Raw genomic sequence first — 20,759 nt, 5'->3', positions numbered from 1 at the left:
CGCATGTATGCGGGCATCCTTTAAGGGAATCGTGCATAGGATACAGGAACCAGAAAAATCCAAGGCAAGATTTCACAGAATTATGGAGAAAAGGATTGCGAAATGTCTGAAAATATTTTATATTATACATAGATACGAATTAGCCGTACTTATTTTTTTGGCTGTAAAATGAATGAGTATTCATTCAAATGAGATAGGGGGAAATGAAATGAAACACAAGATCAAGCGAGCGGCCGTCCTTGGATCAGGAGTTATGGGCGCAGGGATCGCTGCACATTTAGCGAATGTAGGAATTCCTACGTTGATGATGGATATCGTCCCTCGCGAATTAACGGATGCAGAAGCAAAAAAAGGACTGACACTGGAAGATGCGGTTGTTAGAAACCGTGTGGCTAGTGAAAATAAAAAAGCTCTTCTTAAACAAAAGCCATCACCTTTGACGAGCAAACAAAATCTTAATCTAATTGAAGTCGGGAACTTCACAGATGATATGGAACGCTTATCCGAAGTGGATTGGATCATCGAAGTAGTGGTTGAGAACCTTGATATCAAGAAAAAGGTTCTAGCGGACGTCGACCGACATAGAAAGAAAGGCTCATTTGTAAGTTCCAATACTTCTGGAATTTCCATCGAAGCCATGTCTGAAGATTGCAGCGATGATTTTAAAGCTCATCTTCTGGGCACTCACTTCTTTAACCCGCCACGTTATTTGAAGTTGTTAGAAGTGATTCCGACGAAGCATACCAGTCCAGAAGTTCTCCATTTCATGAAAGAATTTGGAGAAGATGTATTAGGTAAAGGGGTTGTTGAAGCGAAGGATACCCCAAACTTCATTGCTAACCGAATTGGAACGTACGGTCTATTGGTGACGGTTCAGCAGATGCTTGATAAGGGATACTCCATCGGAGAAGTGGATTCTGTTACCGGTCCGATGATTGGCCGTCCGAAGAGTGCGACTTTCCGTACCCTTGATGTTGTTGGATTGGATACGTTTATCCATGTGGCTAACAATGTATACGACCAAGTCGAAGGCGATGAAAAGAAAGCTTTCGAAGTCCCTTCTTTCATGAAAAACATGCTGGAGAAAGGCTGGCTTGGGTCGAAGAGTGGGCAGGGCTTCTTTCTAAAACAAAAAGGTGAAAAAGGAAGCGAGATCCTGCAGCTCAACCCTGAATCCCTTGAATATGAAACGCGAGGAAAGTTAAAAACAAAGGCCACTGAAATGGCCAAACAAGAGAAAGGCCCACAGCGAAAATTAAAAACGCTCGTACATGCGGAAGGAGATCGTGCAGGAGACCTGGTCTGGTCAGTTGTCAAACCTGTTCTTCTTTACTCAGCAGAACTGTATGGTGAAATTGCTGATGATGTCCCATCTATAGATGAGGCCATGCGATGGGGATTTGGCTGGGAACTCGGTCCATTTGAGATGTGGGACAGCATTGGAGTGAAAGCTTCTGTCGAGCGTATGAAGAAAGAAGGCGAGACAATTCCGACATGGGTAGAAAAGATGTTGGAAAATGGAATCGAAACGTTTTACAAGAAAGAAAATGGAAACGTTTACTTCTATCATGCAGGAGAATACAAACAGCAGAATTTCAATGAAAAGGTCATTAACCTCAAACGCTTGAAAGAAGAGCGCGAGGTTATTAAGAAGAATGCCGGAGCTAGTTTAATCGATCTAGGGGATGGGGTTGCTGGATTGGAGTTTCATTCCAGAAGCAATGCTATTGGGCTTGATATCATTCAAATGATTAATTTTGCCATTGATCATGTAGATGAAAATTTCGAAGGTCTTGTCATTGGAAACCAGGCGAAAAACTTCTGTGTAGGTGCGAACCTTGGAATGATCCTTATGGAAGCGCAAGATTTTAACTTTTTCGAGATTGAGATGGTCGTGAAAAGTTTCCAGGATAGCATGATGAAAATGAAATATTCGGATATACCAGTCGTTGCGGCACCATTTGGAATGACCCTTGGAGGTGGAGCGGAAGTTTGTCTCCCTGCCGATGCGATTCAGGCTTCACAGGAAACCTATATGGGACTTGTAGAAGCTGGTGTCGGTCTGATTCCTGGTGGTGGTGGAAATAAAGAGCTGTACATGAAGCACTTGAGGAATATCCCAGAAGGTGTAGATTTTGACTTACAAAAGGTTTCAAACAGTGTGTTTGAAAAAATCGCTATGGCGAAAGTTTCCACATCAGGGGAGGAAGCGAAAGAGAATGGTTTCTTAGACCAACAGGATGCCATCAGTGTAAATGGAGATCACCTTCTTCACGATGCGAAACAGAAAGTGCTGGGGTTAGCGAGGTCAGGCTACCAGGCTCCTAAGCGCACGAAAATACCTGTCGTCGGAGAGCAAGGTTATGCAACGATGGTTCTAGGAGCCAAATCATTAGCGCTTAGTGGATATGCGACGGAACACGACCTTAAAATCGCTGAAAAACTAGCTTTTGTCCTATCGGGAGGAAAGTTGAAAGAAGGAACACTCGTGGATGAGCAGTATTTATTAGATCTTGAACGTGAAGCCTTTTTAAGCCTTGTCGGTGAACCAAAGTCCCAAGCTCGTATGCAGCACATGTTAATGAAAGGCAAACCGCTACGCAATTAATATAACCAAAGAGGGGGAAGAGTCGTGAAAGAAGCAGTTATCGTATCAGGAGCTCGAACACCAGTCGGTCGGGCGAAGAAAGGGTCACTTGCCCATACGCGTCCCGATGATCTGGCCGCTTTGACTATAAAAGAAACGTTAAAAAGAGCCAACAATTATGAGGGGAACATCGATGATGTCATTATCGGGTGTGCAATGCCTGAAGCAGAACAAGGAATGAACATGGCAAGGAACATCGCTGGACTTGCGGGACTCCATCATAAAGTGCCAGCGATTACAATCAACCGTTATTGTTCTTCTGGTTTGCAAAGTATCGCTTATGCCGCAGAAAAAATCATGCTTGGCCACAGTGATACAGCCATTGCGGGCGGAGCGGAGTCCATGAGTCTCATCCCTATGGGAGGTCATGTCATCAAACCGAATATTCAGTTGGTCGAAAACGCTCCTGAGTATTATATGTCCATGGGGCATACCGCTGAAGAAGTCGCGAATCGTTTTGAGATATCAAGAGCAGATCAGGATGCATTTGCGGTTCAGAGTCATGAACGTGCAGCCAGAGCGATTCAGGAAGGGAAGTTCGAAGAGGAAATCGTTCCAGTTGAAGTGACAAACCGTGAGCTTGGTGAAGACAATAAAGTAAAAGAAACAAAATCCCTATTCTCTATGGATGAAGGGGTTCGTGCAGGTACGACACCTGATGTGCTTGGTAAGCTAAAACCTGCCTTTTCAACAAGAGGTTCTGTGACAGCGGGGAACTCTTCGCAAATGAGTGACGGTGCAGCAGCAGTTATGGTGATGGACCGTGAAAAAGCAGAAGCTGAAGGGCTTACCCCGTTAGTTAAATTCCGCTCCTTTGCAGTAGCGGGAGTGGAGCCTGAGATCATGGGAGTAGGACCAATTGAAGCTGTTCCAAAAGCTTTGCGAATGGCTGGTCTTACTTTATCCGACATTGGGCTATTTGAATTGAATGAAGCCTTTGCTTCTCAATCCCTAAGAGTCATTCGTGAACTTGGATTGGATGAAGATAAAGTAAACGTAAACGGTGGGGCCATTGCCTTGGGCCACCCGCTAGGATGTACAGGAACAAAGCTTACATTGAGTTTGATCCATGAAATGAAACGTAGAAATGAGCAATTCGGTGTAGTGACCATGTGTATTGGTGGCGGTATGGGAGCCGCTGGAGTATTTGAATTAATTTAACTCGGGGAGGAACTGGAAGATGAGCGATTTAAAAGAGATGATTAAAGGCGGAGGCTTCATTGTCGAAGATTTGGGTGCAGAAGATGTCATTACACCGGAAGATTTTACGGATGAACATTTGATGATTGCAAAAACAGCAGAAGATTTTGTCCTAGGAGAGGTTGTTCCAAAGATTGAAAATCTTGAAAACCACGAATTCGAGCATTCCGTTGCGCTATTGAAGCAGGCGGGTGAATTGGGATTGTTAGGTGCTGATGTACCAGAAGAGTATGGTGGTTTGCAGTTAGATAAGATTAGCTCTTCATTGATTACAGAGAAGTTTTCCCGGGCGGGAGGCTTTTCCGTTACTCATGGTGCTCACGTAGGAATCGGATCCCTTCCTATCGTTTTCTTTGGTAATGAAGATCAAAAACAAAAATACCTTCCTTTGCTTGCTACAGGAGAAAAAATTGCAGCCTATGCTCTGACAGAGCCTGGTTCAGGTTCCGATGCACTTGGAGCAAAAACGACAGCCAAGTTAAATGATGCAGGTACGCATTATATTCTAAATGGAGAAAAACAGTGGATTACGAACTCTGCGTTCGCTGATGTGTTCGTCGTCTATGCAAAAATCGATGGAGATAAATTCACAGCGTTTATTGTGGAGCGTGATTACCCAGGTGTATCTACCGGCCCAGAAGAGAAGAAGATGGGAATTAAGAGCTCTTCCACTCGTACTTTGATTCTAGAAGATGCGGAAGTGCCTGTAGAGAATGTTCTTGGAGAAGTTGGCCGTGGTCACGTCATCGCCTTCAACATTCTTAACGTGGGTCGATATAAACTGGCTATTGGTGGTGTAGGTGGATCAAAGCGTGCAATCGAACTTTCTGTTAAGTATGCGAAGGATCGTAAACAGTTCAAGACTCCTATTGCAAGCTTTCCATTGATACAAGAAAAAATTGGTTCCGTAGCAGCCAATACTTATGCGAATGAGAGTTCCGTCTACCGTACAGTAGGTTTATTCGAACAAAGCATGGGTAAATTGTCAGATGAAGAACTGAAAGATGGCGCTGCTGTTGCTAAAGTTATTGCAGAATATGCCATTGAATGCTCATTGAACAAAGTGTTCGGTACAGAGCTCCTTGACTTTGCCGTAGACGAAGCTGTACAAATCCATGGGGGATACGGGTTCATGGCAGAATACGAAGTAGAAAGAATGTACCGCGATTCCCGAATCAACAGAATCTTTGAAGGAACGAATGAAATCAACCGAATGATCGTCCCAGGTACTTTGTTGAAGAAAGCGATGAAAGGCGAATTACCTTTGCTTCAAAAAGCTCAAACCCTTCAAGAAGAAATCATGATGATGATGCCAGAGGAACCAGGCGATGAAGTTCTCGAACAAGAGAAATATTTACTGAAGAACGCGAAGAAGATTGGTCTCCTTGCCGCAGGACTTGCCGCACAGAAATACGGAGAGAAACTGGAAAATGAACAAGAACTCCTTGTGAATATCGCTGATATTGTAGGCGAGATTTACAATATGGAATCTGCCGTCCTCCGTACTGAGAAAGCCATCAATAAAACAGGTGAAGAGAAGAACAAGCAGAAACTTCTTTATACCCAGGTATATGTCCAGGAAGCCTTCAACCGAATCGAGGCGCATGCAAAAGAAACATTGATTGCAGCCGAAAAAGGGGATTCTTTACGAATGATGCTCGGTGCCATGCGTAAACTGACACGCCATACACCGATCAACGTCATTCCTAAGAAGCGCGAAATCGCGAAAACGTTGATTGCAGCCGAAAAATACACGGTTTAATAATATTAGTAGATGTGGCACAGGGCCTGCACTTTCGAAAACGCGAAGGTGCAGGCCTTCGTTTTGACCTCTTCTTATAAAACGTTATGACAGGATTGTGGAAGCCTTAGTTTTGAGATGATTTGCAAGCGGTTGTTGAGTTTTATCCATACGATGGAATTTTTGTGTAATAGCTCCTAATACGTATAGAACGAGCCTAGTTCTGGAAGTGGTTTCGAGATACTTATATGGCAAAGGGGCGGAGGCTCACCGCGCTCCCGCGGAAAGCGAGCTATTCCCCTCAGCCCCATTCACTCAACAATAGTATCGAAACTGAGTCTTTTACAATCGGGAGCTGTGATGGAAGAGTTTTATGTAAGGATTGTGAAGACAATAATAGAAATAAATGAAATCTTTACCTTCGTTGTGATAAAATATTAGACAACAAGAAAGAAGGAGGGTGTGTAAATGTCTTTAACCTTCTATTGGTACCCGAATTGCGGTACGTGCAAGAAAGCAAAAAAATGGTTGGATGATGAAGGGCTTGACTACGAATCTGTACATATTGTCAATACTCCCCCTTCAGAAGAAGAGTTGAAAAACTTGATAACTACTAGTGGCAAGCCTGTAAAAAAATTCTTCAACACTAGTGGGAAAAAGTATAGAGAATTGAATATGAAGGAAAAGCTAAAAGAAGCAGAAGAAGGCGAAATGATTGAATGGCTTGCATCTGATGGGATGCTGATTAAACGGCCCATCCTTACTGATGGAGAAAAAACAACGGTAGGGTTCAAGCAGGATGAATTTGAAAACGTTTGGACTCCGTGAGCACATTATTGGGAATAGAAGCCTATAGCTTTTATGTTTATACTTGTTGTTAAACTAAATTAATTTTTTGGAGGTAATGGAAATGAGCGTACCTAAAGATCTGCGTTATTCTGAAGAGCACGAATGGGTAAAAGAAGAAGGAGAAAAAGTAAGAGTCGGTATTACTGAATTTGCTCAGTCAGAACTTGGGGATATCGTATTCGTAGAACTTCCAGAAGTCGGGGATGAACTAGAAGCGGATGAGCCATTTGGTAGCGTAGAATCCGTTAAGACTGTCTCTGAACTTTACGCCCCTCTAAGTGGTAAAGTTGTTGAAGTAAACGAAGACCTGGAAGACAGCCCGGAGTTTGTCAATGAATCGCCTTACGATAAAGCTTGGATGGTTGTAGTCGAACCAACGGACAACTCTAAAATCAACGACTTGATGACCCCGGAAGAATATGAAGCAATGATTGATGAAGACTAAAGATAGTGCATTGGACAGGCAGGGCTTTGTAAAACCTTGTCTGACATGATCACGTTTGATCTTAATCATGTTCAGACCATGCCTGATTGGCATGGTCTGTTTCTATATAGTAGGTGATGAAGATGGATGGAGAACGAATCGTCATTGTTGAAGGAATCACGGATAAAAAGAAGTTGAACAAAGTCCTTGATGAAGAAATTGAAATTATTTGTACCCATGGAACTCTAGGTATTGAGCGAATGGAAGAAATGATCCTTGACCATAACTTAGATGATCGAACTGTATATATTCTAGTGGATGAAGATGACTCCGGCTACAAGCTGAGAAAGCAATTGATGGAAGAACTTCCTCACGCCGAGCACATCTATATAGATAAGGCCTTCAGGGAAGTGGCTGCTACACCGGAAGCTGAACTAGCAAGAGCCCTACTTAGTAGACATTTCAACGTCAAGTCGATTTATTTAATATAGGAGGATACATGTGGAGGAAATAAAGACAACAAATGTGAAAGAGCTCATGGAAACTCCACATACAGCCCTAATTTTCATCCATAGCCCTTTTTGTGCAACTTGCCATTTAGCACGTCAAATGCTTACAACGCTCGAGGCTGTATTCAATAAAGAAGTTTTTAAGGAAATGAATGCTTCTCTACACCCGGAGTTGATGCAACAGTATAAGATTAAAAGCGTTCCATGTCTGCTGGTGATGAGGGAAGGGGAAATAGAAGAAAAGATTTACGCTTTTCACTCTGTTTCCTATATGTATGAGAAAGTGGTTGGTTTTGTTGAATAGTGTTTGTATTTCCCAGGAAATGACCACCATTGTTGAATAAATAAATGCTCTTTCTTATTTGGATAGGATCTAACAGTTAAAGAGAAACAAAGAAGACAGCAAAGACGTCTCAACGTCCATGCTGTCTTTTTTATGCACTTCATATGATTTCTCCCAGTTTGCTTACAATATCTAAAAAGGAGGACTGATCGCCAAAATTCGCATGGACCTCACCTTGTTGGTTAATGATGATGGTGGAAGGGACACCATCACAATGATACAAGTCATAGACATAGCGTCCATCATCAGAAAGTGTAGGTTGTGTTAAGAACTTTTCGAAGTATTCCATTCCTTCCTCACTCTTCCGTTCCCTTCCGGTTACATTTATCGTCATCATTTTTACTTTGTCATGATCCATCGTTTTAAACAATTGCTCTTTCCTAGGTAAGTCTTTCCCGCAATCTGGACACCAGGAAGCCCAGAAGGTCAAGACGATAACTTTTCCTAAATCTTCTTCAAGTCTGTAACTGGAAGAGTGGTCGTTAATGTATGGCAGTTCAAATAAAGGGGCTTGTTTACTCAATGTCATTCTCCTTTTTACTGGCGGAATGTTATGGATTGACGCTCATTTAAATCCCATGCTAACATAATTACTAATTTCATATCGACATCTTCACTTATTCAGAGTGGCGGAGGGACTGGCCCGACGATGCCCGGCAACCGGCAGGTAACCTGCACGGTGCTAATTCCTGCGAAGTCTTTGACTTTGATAGATGAGAATTGTAAAAGCGATGAATCTCTTCTATTAAAGAAGGGATTTTTTTCATTTATGGACGTACTTGTGTGGAAGAATTAAGCATTTCTTTTCTATTTTTGAATTTTATTTTTCTGAACAATCTGTTTTATCAGTTGACACAAAATTCGTACGATGCTAAAATCCACTTTGTACTACTTAAACGAGTTAAAGTGATAATAATTTAATAAATAAAATCTCTTATCCAGAGTGGCGGAGGGACTGGCCCGATGATGCCCGGCAACCGGCAAGACTGTCTTGCTCAGGTGCCAATTCCTGCAAAGTATAAATCTTTGACAGATGAGAGAACAGATTTTCAGGTAAGATTAAAAAACGCCATTCTGTTCTCATGACAGGGTGGCGTTTTTTTGAAAGTGGAGGGAAAGCAGCATGATTTCAATTAAAGGACTATCAAAGATATTCCACACAAAAGATCAAGATGTACGAGCAGTGGATGATTTAAGTCTTAACATAAACAAAGGAGAAATTTATGGAGTAATCGGCTATAGTGGAGCCGGTAAGAGTACATTTATTCGTTTATTGAACCGCTTGGAAGATCCTACAGAAGGAAGTATTCACGTCGATGATCAAGAACTGACGGCTTTAAGCAAAGGGAAGTTAAGATTAGCGAGACAAGAGATAGGGATGATTTTCCAACATTTCAATTTGCTATGGTCGCGAACAGTTCATGATAATATTGCTTTTCCATTGGAGGTTGCTGGAATCCCTAAAGCAGAGAGGCAAAAGCGTGTCGAAGAGTTGATAGAATTGGTCGGGTTAAAGGGCCGGGGCGGTTCTTATCCATCCCAACTGAGCGGCGGGCAAAAGCAGAGAGTCGGAATAGCCAGAGCTCTTGCAAACAATCCTAAAGTTCTCTTATGTGATGAAGCTACATCCGCGTTGGACCCAGAGACGACGGACTCGATTCTTGATCTTCTAGTGGATATTAACGAAAAACTTGGCCTTACAATCGTTCTAATTACACACGAAATGCATGTTATTCGCAAAATTTGTCATCAGGTGGCTGTTATGGAAGAAGGGAAAATTGTTGAACAAGGCGATGTGTTGGATGTCTTCCTACATCCTCAAAAAGCAGTCACGAAGAAGTTTGTGGATCAGGTAATGGGTGACCCGGAAAAAGAAACATCCTTGCAATTGATCAAAGATCATTATCAGTCAGGAAAAATTATACGTCTTCACTTTGTGGGAGAAAGTACAAATCAGGCACTGATTAGTGATTTATCAAGAAAGTTTGAAATTAATGTCAACATACTACATGGTAAGATTACGCAAACGCAAAAGGGTGCATATGGGACAATGTTCGTTCAGTTTGATGGAGAACAAAAAGAAATCGAACGAGCCATTGATTATATTGAATCAACATCGGTAGAAGTGGAGGTGAATCCACATGTTTAATGAATGGTTCCCGAATGTACGAATGGAAGATATGATTACCGCTACTAATGAAACCCTTTATATGACGCTTGTATCTGTTGCTGGAACCTTCGTTTTAGGTTTGCTGTTAGGTCTCCTTCTTTATTTGACTGGGCCTGGGGGGCTCTGGGCAAACAAGACATTGAACTGGATCACTGCTTCTATCGTTAACATATTTAGAGCCATTCCGTTTATCATACTCATCTTATTATTGTTCCCGTTTACAGACTTTCTTCTAGGGACGATCCGAGGGCCACAAGCAGCGTTGCCCGCACTGATTATTGGCGGTGCTCCATTCTACGCCCGTCTGGTGGAAATTGCTTTGAAAGAAGTCGATAAAGGAGTCGTAGAAGCAGCAAAATCTATGGGAGCTAAATATTCGACAATTATTTTTAAAGTGTTGCTTCCGGAATCGATGCCAGCTCTTATTTCCGGAATTACAGTAACCGCGATTGCGTTAATTGGATACACAGCTGTAGCCGGTGCAATCGGCTCCGGTGGTCTTGGTGATTTTGCCTATTTTTATGGGTTCCAAAGAAGCAATTTTGACGTTGTATTTATTTGTACGATCTTAATCATTTTAATTGTGTTTATTTTCCAATTCATCGGAGATGCTATCTCACGGAAATTGGATAAAAGATAAAATATAAAAAAAGGGAGAGAATGAAAATGAAAAAAATATGGACGGGTTTATCTGCACTACTGCTTATACTAGTGCTCGCAGCATGCGGGACTTCAAATGAAGAAGAAAGTGCCTCAGGATCAGAAAGTGAAGAAGGTGGAACAAAAGAAATTAAAGTAGGGGCGACTAGTGTTCCACATGCTGAAGTTCTTGAGAAGGCGAAACCTATGCTTGAAGAAGAAGGAATCACGCTTGAGATCGAAGAATATCAGGATTATATTTTACCAAACCAGGACTTAGATGAAGGCCGCATTGATGCGAACTATTTCCAAACGATTCCTTATATGGAAATTCAAGAGGAAGAGAAAGGCTATGACTTTGCAAACCTTGGGGGAATCCATATTGAGCCGATCGGTGTTTATTCCCAAAAGTATGAAAGCCTTGAAAAAGTTGAAGAAGGCACAACTCTAGTCATGAGTCGTTCTGTATCCACACACGGTCGTATCCTCTCGCTCTTGGAGAAAGAGGGATTGATTAAACTAGATGAAAATGTTGAGAAAGTAGATGCTACTGTACAGGATATTGTAGAAAACCCTAAAAACATCGAATTTGATACAGGAGTAGATGCAGCCAATCTTCCACAAGTGTATCAACGTGAAGAAAACGTACTTGTTGCAATTAACACAAACTATGCGATTGAGGCTGGGTTGTCTCCTAGTGAAGATTCAATTATTCTCGAGGAATCTGACTCTCCTTATGTGAACGTTGTGGCTGCGAATAGTGAAGATAAAGAGAATGAAGCCTTAAATACACTTGTTGAAGTTCTTCGTTCTGAAGAGATCGTCAACTTCATTAAAGAAGAATACGATGGTGCTGTTGTGCCAGTCTCAAGTGATGCAGAATAACGGATAAAATAAGTGACTGCGGTTTATACTAACCGCAGTCACTTATTTTTACTGGGAGGTTTTCATATGCAAGAGCAAAATATGACGTGGACGCAAACGTATTTACATGATTATAAAGAAGGAATGGGCGCCTTCAGAGAGCATATGCCGCAAGTTTCTCATAAGTTTGATGAATTTACGCAGGAATGTTTCAAAGCAGGGGAATTGTCGAAAAAAGATAAACAACTGATGGCCTTAGGGATCAGTATCGTTGCACAGGACGAGTACTGCATGATTTACCACACGAAAGGGTGCGTTGACCAGGGAGCAACGGAAAAAGAAATTTTGGAAGCTTGTGGTGTTGCCGCAGCCTTTGGTGGTGGAGCAGCTTTAAGCCAGGCTGTCACTCTGGTTCAGGATGCATACATGGATTTGACGACAACGATTAACTGATCCAATTATTAGGAAATCAGAGGATTTCGGATGTATTTTATATACTCAATTGCGGTAAACGCTTACATCAACAAAGAAGATTCTTTTTGCATGAATTTAGAGGGCCACGGGGGTTTATTTGTGTATAATATTTGTGGTATTTTAAATTGTGTAAATAATCTGAAAGGGTTGATTCGTTATTAGTGACGATCTAAATTTGAATTACACTGCTGATATGGAGAAAGCCATGCACCAATCCCATAACATGAGTTATGCGGAGTACAGCAGAAAGTTGGATACACGCCTGAAAGTAGAAGAAAAACGCCAACGTGAATTCGAAGAGAGTCAAAAAATGATTGCCCAGGTCGACCGTCAATTGCATAAATAACTCATAAGATGATTGAATGAATCAGGTGTGTTTAGCCACCTGATTTTTTCATGTTATAATACACATGAAAAATGTAGAAATTTGGTTTTCGTATGTCCATTCTCTTGGCTTCTGGTAAAGGGAAAAAGTTGATAACAAGCACTAAATGATATAAGATTGTAATGAGAATAAATTGAGAATAGTTCTTTGTTTCCGATCAACTTGGACATTCTATAAAAATAGATACTGGAGGTATTCATTTATGGCAGGATCAACTTTAGAAATTAAAGATCTTCACGTAGAAATCGAAGGTCAGGAAATCCTTAAAGGTGTTAATTTAACAATCAACGGTGGAGAATTCCACGCTGTTATGGGACCGAACGGAACTGGTAAATCTACACTAGCTTCCGCAATCATGGGTCACCCTAAATATGAAGTAACAAAAGGTGAAGTTTTGCTAGACGGCGAAAACGTCCTTGAAATGGAAGTGGACGAGCGCGCTCAAGCAGGTCTATTCCTTGCTATGCAATATCCTAGTGAGATCAGTGGTGTAACAAACTCTGATTTCTTGCGTTCTTCTATTAACGCTCACCGTGAAGAAGGCGATGAAATCTCTCTAATGAAGTTCATCAAAGAGATGGACGCTAAGATGGATACGCTTGATATGGATAAAAATATGGCACAGCGTTATCTAAATGAAGGTTTCTCCGGCGGTGAGAAAAAGCGTAACGAGATCCTACAATTAATGATGATCCAACCAGCGATTGCTATCTTGGACGAAATCGATTCAGGACTTGATATCGATGCATTGAAAGTCGTTGCAAAAGGAATCAATGAAATGCGTAACGATGCTTTCGGTTGCTTGATCATCACTCACTACCAGCGTCTATTGAACTACATCACTCCTGATAAAGTACACGTTATGATGCAAGGACGTGTTGTCAAATCTGGTGGACCAGAACTTTCCCAGCGTCTTGAAGCGGAAGGTTATGACTGGATTAAACAGGAACTTGGCATCGAAGACGAAACCGTTAACGCGTAATTAAGATAGGAGGGTAATCATGACAGTAGAAGTCTCACTACCATATGACAAAGAGTATATCTCACAATTCTCCCAAGGGCAGAACGAGCCTGAATGGATGAAGAACCTTCGTCTTAGCGCCCTGGAGAAATCGGAATCGTTACCGCTTCCGAAGCCAGATAAAACGAATATCTCCAAATGGAACTTCACAGAGTTCGACCATCACGTATCCGGTGATCGTATCGATTCTCTTGATGAACTTCCAGTTGAAATTAAAGATTTCTTAGATGAAGAGAAAGAACAGCAAAACCTGGTCATTCAGCGTAACCACACAGTGGCGTACGGAACCATTGACCAAAAATTGAAAGATCAAGGCGTTATTTTTACAGATATCGGCACGGCAGTTAGAGAGCACAGTGATTTGGTAGAGAAGTATTATATGAATGATGCCGTTCACATGGACGAGCACCGTTTAACTGCACTTCATGCAGCTCTTATGAACGGAGGGGTTTTCCTTTACGTTCCTAAAAACGTGCAAATAGAGGATCCTATTCAGGCGATTTTCTGGCAGGAAGATCCAAAGGCTTCTATGATCAACCACATTCTAGTCGTGGCGGAAGAGAATAGTTCTGTCACTTATGTAGAGAACTATATCTCTCACAACAAAGAAGAAAAAACTTCCGCAAACATTGTAGCAGAAGTCATTGCTAAAGATGGAGCGAAAGTATCCTTCGGAGCGGTCGACAACTTTGAAGCAGGTACAACCGTATATGCCAATCGTCGTGGTGTCGCTTACCGTGACTCCGTCATTGAATGGGCTCTTGGTCAGATGAACGAAGGGGATACTGTTTCTGAGAACATCACTCATTTAATTGGTGACAACTCACACTCGAATGCAAAAACAGTTGCTATTGGACGTGGAAAACAGAAACAAAACTTCACAGCAAATATTACACACTTCGGAAAAGGTTCTGACGGTTATATCCTTCAACACGGAGTAATGAAGGATAAAGCTTCTGCCATTTTCAACGGAATTGGCAAGATTGAGCATGGCGCGAGTAAGTCTAATGCCGAGCAGGAGTCACGTGTTCTTATGCTGAGCAGCGATGCACGTGGAGATGCAAACCCGATTCTTCTGATTGATGAAGATGATGTAACAGCAGGTCACGCAGCATCTGTTGGACGTGTGGACCCAATCCAATTGTATTACCTGATGAGTCGTGGAATATCCAAGTTTGAAGCGGAGCGTCTAATCATTCATGGATTCCTTGCTCCTGTAGTAAATCAACTGCCTGTTGAAGCTGTTAAACGTCAGTTGCAACAAGTAATTGAAAGGAAAGTATATTAATGGATGTAAAAGCAATACGCGACGAATTTCCGATTCTTCACCAGGAAGTAAATGGACATCCGCTCGTGTATTTGGATTCATCGGCGACTTCTCAAAAGCCAATAAAGGTGATTGAAAAGCTTGATGAATACTATCGCGGTTACAACTCTAATGTCCATAGAGGTGTTCACACGCTTGGCACGAAAGCGACAGACGAGTATGAAGGCGCACGTGAAAAAGTAAGACGCTTTATCAATGCGTCCAGTACTCAAGAAGTGATCTTCACACGAGGCACAACCACAGCTATCAATACCGTTGCAGCAAGTTACGGCCGTGCGAACTTGAGTGAAGGGGATGAAGTTGTCATCACTCCAATGGAACACCACAGCAACATTATCCCTTGGCAGCAAATTGTTAAGGAAACAGGAGCTACGTTGAAGTATATCCCCTTGCAATCTGATGGTACGATTCTTTTGGAAGATGTGCAGAAAACGGTAACTTCCAAAACAAAAATTGTTGCTGTTATGCATGTGTCGAATGTGCTTGGAACCATCAACTCTGTGAAAGAAATTGCTCAAATTGCTCATAACCAAGGAGCAGTTATGCTTGTTGATGGAGCTCAAAGTGCTCCGCATATGAAAATCGATGTGCAAGATTTGGACGCAGATTTTTATGCGTTTTCAGGCCACAAGATGTGCGGCCCTACAGGAATTGGGGTTCTTTATGGTAAAAAAGCTCTCTTAGAAAAGATGGAGCCTGTCGAATTTGGTGGGGAAATGATCGATTTTGTTAATCTTTATGATTCGACATGGAAGGAACTGCCTTGGAAGTTCGAAGGTGGTACACCCATTATCGCAGGAGCTGTCGGTTTAGGTGCAGCCATTGATTTTCTTACGGATATCGGATTGGATGAGATTAAAGAGCATGAAGAGAAGCTGGCGTCTTATGCCATGCAAGAAATGAACAAAGTGGATGGCATGAAGATATACGGCCCAGAGCATCGGGCAGGTCTTGTTACGTTCAACCTTGCCGACGTTCACCCTCACGATCTTGCCACGGTATTGGATGCTGAGGGAATTGCAGTCCGTGCAGGGCACCATTGCGCTCAGCCTTTAATGCGCTGGCTGGAAGTTTCGGCTACGGCAAGAGCAAGCTTCTACTTGTATAATAATGAAGAAGATATTGATCGACTTGTTGCAGGATTAAAAACAACAAAGGAGTATTTTGGCGATGTCTTTTAATAACCTAGATACACTTTATCGTCAAGTCATCATGGATCATTATAAAAATCCGCGCAACCGTGGTTCCATCGAAGGAAACCCTATGACTGTAGATATGAACAACCCTACATGTGGGGATCGTATTCAGCTGCAACTGCTGGTCGACGATGGCATTGTGAAGGATGCTAAATTCGATGGTGAAGGCTGTTCCATCAGTCTATCCTCAGCCTCCATGATGACACAGGCAATCAAAGGAAAGCCAGTTGACGATGCACTGAAAATGTCTGAGCTTTTTTCTGACCTGATGCAGGGGAAAGATATTGACGAAGGTGATGTAGACCTTGGAGATATTGAAGCCTTGCAAGGAGTTTCCAAGTTCCCTGCTCGTATCAAATGTGCGACGCTCGCTTGGAAAGCAATGGAAAAGGGTGTAGATGTAGAGAAGGAAGACTAAGCTTTTCTATACCAAAAGGAGGTATACAACATGGCCAAAAAAGCGCCAGAAGTGGGAGAGTATCAATACGGTTTCCACGAAAAAGATGTTTCGATTTTCCGTACGCAAAAAGGTTTGACGAAAGAAGTCGTTGAACAGATCTCCAACTATAAAGAAGAACCGAAATGGATGCTGGACTTCCGTTTGAAGTCTTTGGATCAATTCTATAAAATGCCGATGCCTCAGTGGGGCGGCGATCTATCTGAACTTAATTTTGACGATATCACTTATTATGTGAAGCCATCTGAACGTTCAGAGCGCTCTTGGGATGAAGTTCCAGAAGAAATTAAAAATACATTCGACCGTCTGGGCATACCTGAAGCTGAGCAGAAATACCTTGCTGGTGTTTCCGCACAGTATGAATCTGAGGTCGTTTATCACAACATGGAGAAAGACCTTGAAGAATTAGGTGTTATTTTCAAGGACACGGACTCCGCGCTTAAAGAGAACGAAGATCTATTCAAAGAGTACTTCGGTAAGGTTATTCCGCCGTCCGATAACAAATTTGCCGCATTGAACTCAGCGGTTTGGTCCGGAGGTTCTTTCATTTATGTACCGAAAGATACGAAAGTAGAAACGCCTCTTCAAGCGTACTTCCGTATCAACTCTGAGAACATGGGTCAATTCGAGCGTACGTTGATCATTGCTGACGAAGGCTCTTCTGTTCACTATGTGGAAGGCTGTACAGCACCAACGTATTCTTCAAGTTCTCTACACAGTGCCGTTGTTGAAATCTTCGTTAAAGATAACGCTTATTGCCGTTATACAACGATTCAAAACTGGGCGAATAACGTGTACAACCTTGTAACGAAACGTGCAGTTGCAGAGTCAAACGCTACAATGGAATGGGTCGACGGAAACCTTGGTTCCAAATTGACGATGAAGTATCCTGCTGTCCTTCTTAAAGGTGAAGGAGCTCGAGGCATGACGCTTTCCATCGCGCTAGCTGGTAAAGGTCAGCACCAGGATGCTGGGGCGAAAATGCACCACCTGGCACCGAACACTTCTTCTACGATTGTTTCTAAATCCATCTCTAAACATGGTGGTAAAGTAACGTATCGCGGAATTGTTCAATTCGGTCGTAAAGCCGAAGGTGCTCGTTCCAACGTTGAGTGTGACACGCTCATCATGGATAATGAGTCCACATCCGATACGATTCCTTACAACGAAATCATGAACGAGAACATCTCTCTTGAGCACGAGGCGAAAGTTTCTAAAGTGTCTGAAGAGCAGTTGTTCTACTTGATGAGCCGTGGTATTTCTGAAGAAGAAGCTACAGAAATGATCGTCATGGGCTTCATTGAACCATTCACAAAAGAGCTCCCAATGGAGTATGCCGTAGAAATGAACCGCCTAATCAAATTTGAAATGGAAGGTTCCATCGGTTAATAATAGAAAAAAAGCCGTGCAGATCTCATCTGCACGGCTTTTTCATCGTGGACTCTTAAATCGATGCTAATGCGTAGGTATTAAAGAATATGGCAGGATTGTGGAAGGCTCGGTTTCGAGATATTTTCGGGGTTCGTTGCTGAATTGAGCGTTAGGGGTGGTTGGGAAGCCACTCGTCTAGCTCCATCGCCCAGACACTCGCGTCATAAGCAGAACAGCAAAGGAATGGAGGGCACATTCCGTTGCTGTTCTGCTTATGCCAGTCGTGTCAACCAGGGCGATTCCGCATTTGAACACTTTTTTTTGGTGATTGAGGCAAGCCAGCTAAAGCTCTGCGGGGGCTCGCCAGCCAATCCATTCCCGAGGGAGTCTCGCAGCTTCCCAACCACCCCATTCGATTATGTGAGAAACGAACCCCTATACCAGGAAGGTGTATCTTCCACCATCACTATCTATAGCAAGAAAGGGCTCTATTACAAGCGGTTATGAGCACTAGCCATTCGATGGAATTTGTAATATAGTTCCCCATACGTATAGATAGCACCTAATTCTGGAAGTGGTTTCGAGATACCTATATTGTAAAGGGGCGGAGGGGAATGGGGAGACTCCTGCGGGAAAAAAGTGCAGGGTGAGACCCCACAGGACGCACTCCGAGGAGGCTCACCGCGCTCCCGCGGAAAGCGAGCTATGCCCTGCAGCCCCAACCTGCTCATCAAACATCTCGAAACTGATCCTTCTAGAAAAAGGAGTTTTTTTATTTTTAATAGTGGGAATTAACAGACCCTATTTGTTATAAGGGGCTGTTTGATCCTCCAGTGAAGGCAAGATGTTTTATGAATACAAAACATGATACTATAATATTATCTATTAAGAGTTAAGGAAGATTCGATATGTTTTTGATTATGTTTGCGATCGGTTTAATCACAGCCCTGGTTGGCAGTGTGGCTGGGCTTGGAGGAGGCGTCATCTTAGTTCCAGTTCTCCTATTTTTAGGTGATCATTCTGCTTCCTTCGATTGGGTGAACCCTCAGGCGATCGTGGGGATTTCTTTAGTTGTGATGATATTTACGGGGATGTCTTCAGCCATCTCATACATGAAGCACCATCGAGTGGATACAGGAATCGGACTCGTTCTTTTGTGTGGCAGTATCCCAGGAGGCATCTTAGGCTCCTGGCTGAATCAATTTTTCGAGACAGATGGTTTTTCTCTTTTCTTTGGAATTGTTATGATTGCGGTTTCTTTACTGTTTTTCATTCCGAGAAGACCCTCAGGTCACTCCTTATTTAAAACAGGTAAGTCTAGAGAGAAAACCGTGAACGGAAAAGTTTATACGTACCGGATGCCTTTTTGGGTTGGATTTCTTCTATCGTTTTGCGTAGGGATGTTATCTGGTTTACTGGGCATAGGTGGAGGATCTTTAATGGTTCCAGCTATGATTTTATTATTGAACATACCCCCTCACATTGCGACTGCGACTTCTATGTTTATGATATTTTTTGCAAGCATAACAAGCTCTGCAACACACGTTCTTTTAGGGCATGTGGATTGGAGTCATACGCTCTGGTTTATACCAGGGGCCTATGTAGGAGGAACGCTTGGGGCATGGGTCAATCGACGGCTTGATGGACAAGTAGTGGAAAGGTTCCTGAGAGTGCTGCTCGTATTGATTGGCGTACGTTTAATATGGCAAGGTTTAGCGTGAGGAGACTGATGATGAAGGAAAAATTATACTTTTATTATACAAGCGATCTGCACAGTCACTTTGAAAATTGGCCACAAATCGTCGGGTATTTTAATGAACAGAAAAAGAAACATGAAAAAAAAGGAGAAGAGTATTGGCTTTTTGACAACGGAGATCATGTTGATCGTTTCCATCCAATCGCTGAGGGCTTGATGGGAAAGGGCAATGTTGAACTATTGAATGAAGCTGGATATGATGTGGCTACCATCGGTAATAATGAAGGGATTACTTTAGCGAGTGAGGATCTTCATACCCTATACGATCATGCGACGTTTCGTGTCGTTTGTGCAAATTTGGATTGTAAGAGTTCTTCTTCACCTGCCTGGTTAAAGCCTTACCACATTCTTGAGTCCAAACAGGGAACGAAAATTGGCGTCATAGGGTTGACTGCACCCTTCCAGGCATTCTACCAGCAACTGGGTTGGGAGGTGCTCTCTCCTTTCGATATTTTGGATGAGGTGATGGAAGAGTTGAGAAAGTCCACCGATATTATTATCCTACTTTCTCACCTTGGTATTAATGAAGACGAAGAAATTGCCAGACGATATTCAGATATTGATATTATCATCGGGGGACACACCCACCATCTCTTTAAAAATGGTGAATATATTGATGGGGCCTTGTTGACGGCAGCAGGAAAACACGGGACGCACCTTGGTGAGGTGGCTGTTGAATGGAACATTGATACTCGTCACTTGGAAAAGAAAGAGGCCTATGCCGTCCCGACCGAACATATGAAAAAAGATGTTGCAGTAACGAAAAAAGTCCAGGATATACGGTCTAAAGCTGTTCATGAACTTGGAACCCCTGTGGCCTATCTTCAAGAACCTCTGCATATTGCCTGGTTTCAAAACACCCCGCTTATGAGCCGTTTGACTGAACAATTACGTTTATGGACGTCGGCAGATATAGCGATGTTAAACGCAGGTGTGCTTCTTGATCACTTATCCGCTGGAGAAATCACGTATGAGGATATTCATCGCATCTGTCCCCACCCGATGAATCCATGTCTTGTGGAATTGAAAGGTGATGAGCTGATGGAAGTGATCCGAGCTGCTCATACGAAAGAACTTACAGAAATAAGGCTGAAAGGTTTTGGTTTCAGGGGTGAAGTGATCGGCAAGATGATTTTTGCAGGCATCGACATAGAATTGGAAATGGATGATGATGGAGAAGAACGTGTTAAGCGTGTCACCTTGTCTGGAGAGCCGCTTGATTACGATCGGACGTATCAGTTTGCTACAGCCGATACCTTCACATTTGGCCGTTTCTTTCCTGAAATTGCCTATGCCAAAACAAAGAAATATTTTATGCCGGAATTATTGCGAGATCTTTTATCTGAAGCACTTAAGTCCTAATACTTGGAGCTACCTTTGCAGGTA

Annotated in this window: 20 protein-coding genes and 2 riboswitches; of the genes, 19 read left to right on the top strand and 1 reads right to left on the bottom strand. The window is 42.6% G+C overall.

Features of this window, described 5'->3' with window-relative positions; genetic code table 11:
* The first annotated feature begins 208 nt into the window (after nucleotides 1-208).
* The 7 genes from ACXACN_RS10450 (at nucleotide 209) to ACXACN_RS10420 (ending at nucleotide 7,674) form a co-directional block, all read left to right on the top strand.
* Nucleotides 209-2,608, top strand: coding sequence for a 3-hydroxyacyl-CoA dehydrogenase/enoyl-CoA hydratase family protein (locus ACXACN_RS10450; protein WP_474964278.1), 2,400 nt, complete (start codon nucleotides 209-211; stop codon nucleotides 2,606-2,608).
* 24 nt (nucleotides 2,609-2,632) lie between these two features.
* Nucleotides 2,633-3,808 carry an acetyl-CoA C-acetyltransferase gene (locus tag ACXACN_RS10445; RefSeq protein ID WP_474964277.1) on the top strand — a complete coding sequence of 392 codons (1,176 nt, stop codon included), beginning with the start codon at nucleotides 2,633-2,635 and terminating at the stop codon, nucleotides 3,806-3,808.
* Between the two features lie 19 nt (nucleotides 3,809-3,827).
* Entirely contained in the window at nucleotides 3,828-5,609 is a 1,782-nt protein-coding gene (locus ACXACN_RS10440; RefSeq protein WP_474964276.1) for an acyl-CoA dehydrogenase family protein, read from the top strand.
* Nucleotides 5,610-6,056: 447 nt separating this feature from the next.
* Nucleotides 6,057-6,416, top strand: a complete 360-nt coding sequence (locus tag ACXACN_RS10435; protein WP_474964274.1) for an arsenate reductase family protein — start codon at nucleotides 6,057-6,059, stop codon at nucleotides 6,414-6,416.
* Nucleotides 6,417-6,498: 82 nt separating this feature from the next.
* On the top strand, nucleotides 6,499-6,882 hold the full coding sequence (gene gcvH / locus ACXACN_RS10430; protein WP_474964273.1) for a glycine cleavage system protein GcvH: 384 nt from the start codon (nucleotides 6,499-6,501) through the stop codon (nucleotides 6,880-6,882).
* 122 nt (nucleotides 6,883-7,004) lie between these two features.
* Entirely contained in the window at nucleotides 7,005-7,352 is a 348-nt protein-coding gene (locus tag ACXACN_RS10425; RefSeq protein ID WP_474964271.1) for a toprim domain-containing protein, read from the top strand.
* A 10-nt stretch (nucleotides 7,353-7,362) separates the two neighbouring features.
* Entirely contained in the window at nucleotides 7,363-7,674 is a 312-nt protein-coding gene (locus tag ACXACN_RS10420) for a thioredoxin family protein (RefSeq protein ID WP_474964270.1), read from the top strand.
* Nucleotides 7,675-7,813: 139 nt separating this feature from the next.
* Here ACXACN_RS10420 and ACXACN_RS10415 read toward each other — a convergent pair whose 3' ends face one another.
* On the bottom strand, nucleotides 7,814-8,242 hold the full coding sequence (locus ACXACN_RS10415) for a TlpA family protein disulfide reductase (protein ID WP_474964269.1): 429 nt from the start codon (nucleotides 8,240-8,242) through the stop codon (nucleotides 7,814-7,816).
* 85 nt (nucleotides 8,243-8,327) lie between these two features.
* Nucleotides 8,328-8,433: riboswitch (SAM riboswitch) on the top strand.
* A gap of 211 nt (nucleotides 8,434-8,644) precedes the next feature.
* A riboswitch (SAM riboswitch) is annotated at nucleotides 8,645-8,753 on the top strand.
* Between the two features lie 83 nt (nucleotides 8,754-8,836).
* Here ACXACN_RS10415 and ACXACN_RS10410 point away from each other — a divergent pair.
* The 12 genes from ACXACN_RS10410 (at nucleotide 8,837) to ACXACN_RS10355 (ending at nucleotide 20,735) form a co-directional block, all read left to right on the top strand.
* Entirely contained in the window at nucleotides 8,837-9,862 is a 1,026-nt protein-coding gene (locus tag ACXACN_RS10410) for a methionine ABC transporter ATP-binding protein (protein ID WP_474964267.1), read from the top strand.
* A complete protein-coding gene (locus ACXACN_RS10405; protein WP_474964266.1) occupies nucleotides 9,855-10,523 on the top strand; it encodes a methionine ABC transporter permease in 669 nt (222 codons plus the stop codon). The genes ACXACN_RS10410 and ACXACN_RS10405 overlap by 8 nt, the downstream gene beginning before the upstream one ends.
* Nucleotides 10,524-10,549: 26 nt before the next feature.
* A complete protein-coding gene (locus tag ACXACN_RS10400; protein WP_474964265.1) occupies nucleotides 10,550-11,407 on the top strand; it encodes a MetQ/NlpA family ABC transporter substrate-binding protein in 858 nt (285 codons plus the stop codon).
* 66 nt (nucleotides 11,408-11,473) lie between these two features.
* Nucleotides 11,474-11,839, top strand: a complete 366-nt coding sequence (locus tag ACXACN_RS10395) for a carboxymuconolactone decarboxylase family protein (RefSeq protein ID WP_474964263.1) — start codon at nucleotides 11,474-11,476, stop codon at nucleotides 11,837-11,839.
* A 226-nt stretch (nucleotides 11,840-12,065) separates the two neighbouring features.
* The gene (locus tag ACXACN_RS10390) at nucleotides 12,066-12,206 is read left to right on the top strand and encodes a YuzK family famiily protein (protein WP_474964262.1); all 141 of its coding nucleotides are present in this window, start codon (nucleotides 12,066-12,068) and stop codon (nucleotides 12,204-12,206) included.
* A gap of 241 nt (nucleotides 12,207-12,447) precedes the next feature.
* Entirely contained in the window at nucleotides 12,448-13,227 is a 780-nt protein-coding gene (gene sufC, locus ACXACN_RS10385) for a Fe-S cluster assembly ATPase SufC (protein ID WP_089654165.1), read from the top strand.
* Nucleotides 13,228-13,246: 19 nt separating this feature from the next.
* Nucleotides 13,247-14,554, top strand: coding sequence for a Fe-S cluster assembly protein SufD (gene sufD, locus ACXACN_RS10380; protein ID WP_474964260.1), 1,308 nt, complete (start codon nucleotides 13,247-13,249; stop codon nucleotides 14,552-14,554).
* The gene (locus ACXACN_RS10375) at nucleotides 14,554-15,774 is read left to right on the top strand and encodes a cysteine desulfurase (RefSeq protein ID WP_474964259.1); all 1,221 of its coding nucleotides are present in this window, start codon (nucleotides 14,554-14,556) and stop codon (nucleotides 15,772-15,774) included. Before sufD ends, ACXACN_RS10375 begins: the two co-directional genes overlap by 1 nt.
* A complete protein-coding gene (gene sufU, locus ACXACN_RS10370; RefSeq protein ID WP_474964257.1) occupies nucleotides 15,764-16,207 on the top strand; it encodes a Fe-S cluster assembly sulfur transfer protein SufU in 444 nt (147 codons plus the stop codon). Before ACXACN_RS10375 ends, sufU begins: the two co-directional genes overlap by 11 nt.
* Before the next feature lie 30 nt (nucleotides 16,208-16,237).
* Nucleotides 16,238-17,635 (top strand): Fe-S cluster assembly protein SufB, encoded by a 1,398-nt coding sequence (sufB, locus tag ACXACN_RS10365; RefSeq protein WP_474964256.1) that lies wholly within the window; start codon nucleotides 16,238-16,240, stop codon nucleotides 17,633-17,635.
* A gap of 890 nt (nucleotides 17,636-18,525) precedes the next feature.
* Nucleotides 18,526-19,338 (top strand): sulfite exporter TauE/SafE family protein, encoded by an 813-nt coding sequence (locus ACXACN_RS10360; protein WP_474964255.1) that lies wholly within the window; start codon nucleotides 18,526-18,528, stop codon nucleotides 19,336-19,338.
* An 11-nt stretch (nucleotides 19,339-19,349) separates the two neighbouring features.
* Complete coding sequence (locus ACXACN_RS10355; protein WP_474964253.1) at nucleotides 19,350-20,735, top strand: bifunctional metallophosphatase/5'-nucleotidase; 1,386 nt, start codon at nucleotides 19,350-19,352, stop codon at nucleotides 20,733-20,735.
* Nucleotides 20,736-20,759: the final 24 nt, after the last annotated feature.

It is taken from the genome of Halobacillus sp. AWM4_238 (genome assembly GCF_056158265.1).
The sequence above is the reverse complement of the archived record's forward strand: the minus strand, read 5'-3'. Positions and strand labels throughout refer to the sequence as shown.

Excerpts from the sequence above, each read along its gene's own strand:
- ACXACN_RS10400 (WP_474964265.1), top strand. The coding sequence starts at position 10,550 with ATGAAAAAAATATGGACGGGTTTATCTGCACTACTGCTTATACTAGTG.
- gcvH (WP_474964273.1), top strand. The coding sequence starts at position 6,499 with ATGAGCGTACCTAAAGATCTGCGTTATTCTGAAGAGCACGAATGGGTA.
- ACXACN_RS10405 (WP_474964266.1), top strand. The coding sequence starts at position 9,855 with ATGTTTAATGAATGGTTCCCGAATGTACGAATGGAAGATATGATTACC.
- sufC (WP_089654165.1), top strand. The coding sequence starts at position 12,448 with ATGGCAGGATCAACTTTAGAAATTAAAGATCTTCACGTAGAAATCGAA.
- ACXACN_RS10435 (WP_474964274.1), top strand. The coding sequence starts at position 6,057 with ATGTCTTTAACCTTCTATTGGTACCCGAATTGCGGTACGTGCAAGAAA.
- sufU (WP_474964257.1), top strand. The coding sequence starts at position 15,764 with ATGTCTTTTAATAACCTAGATACACTTTATCGTCAAGTCATCATGGAT.
- ACXACN_RS10395 (WP_474964263.1), top strand. The coding sequence starts at position 11,474 with ATGCAAGAGCAAAATATGACGTGGACGCAAACGTATTTACATGATTAT.
- ACXACN_RS10415 (WP_474964269.1), bottom strand. The coding sequence starts at position 8,242 with ATGACATTGAGTAAACAAGCCCCTTTATTTGAACTGCCATACATTAAC.
- ACXACN_RS10390 (WP_474964262.1), top strand. The coding sequence starts at position 12,066 with ATGCACCAATCCCATAACATGAGTTATGCGGAGTACAGCAGAAAGTTG.
- sufB (WP_474964256.1), top strand. The coding sequence starts at position 16,238 with ATGGCCAAAAAAGCGCCAGAAGTGGGAGAGTATCAATACGGTTTCCAC.
- ACXACN_RS10360 (WP_474964255.1), top strand. The coding sequence starts at position 18,526 with ATGTTTTTGATTATGTTTGCGATCGGTTTAATCACAGCCCTGGTTGGC.
- ACXACN_RS10450 (WP_474964278.1), top strand. The coding sequence starts at position 209 with ATGAAACACAAGATCAAGCGAGCGGCCGTCCTTGGATCAGGAGTTATG.
- ACXACN_RS10440 (WP_474964276.1), top strand. The coding sequence starts at position 3,828 with ATGAGCGATTTAAAAGAGATGATTAAAGGCGGAGGCTTCATTGTCGAA.
- ACXACN_RS10410 (WP_474964267.1), top strand. The coding sequence starts at position 8,837 with ATGATTTCAATTAAAGGACTATCAAAGATATTCCACACAAAAGATCAA.
- sufD (WP_474964260.1), top strand. The coding sequence starts at position 13,247 with ATGACAGTAGAAGTCTCACTACCATATGACAAAGAGTATATCTCACAA.
- ACXACN_RS10425 (WP_474964271.1), top strand. The coding sequence starts at position 7,005 with ATGGATGGAGAACGAATCGTCATTGTTGAAGGAATCACGGATAAAAAG.
- ACXACN_RS10355 (WP_474964253.1), top strand. The coding sequence starts at position 19,350 with ATGAAGGAAAAATTATACTTTTATTATACAAGCGATCTGCACAGTCAC.
- ACXACN_RS10375 (WP_474964259.1), top strand. The coding sequence starts at position 14,554 with ATGGATGTAAAAGCAATACGCGACGAATTTCCGATTCTTCACCAGGAA.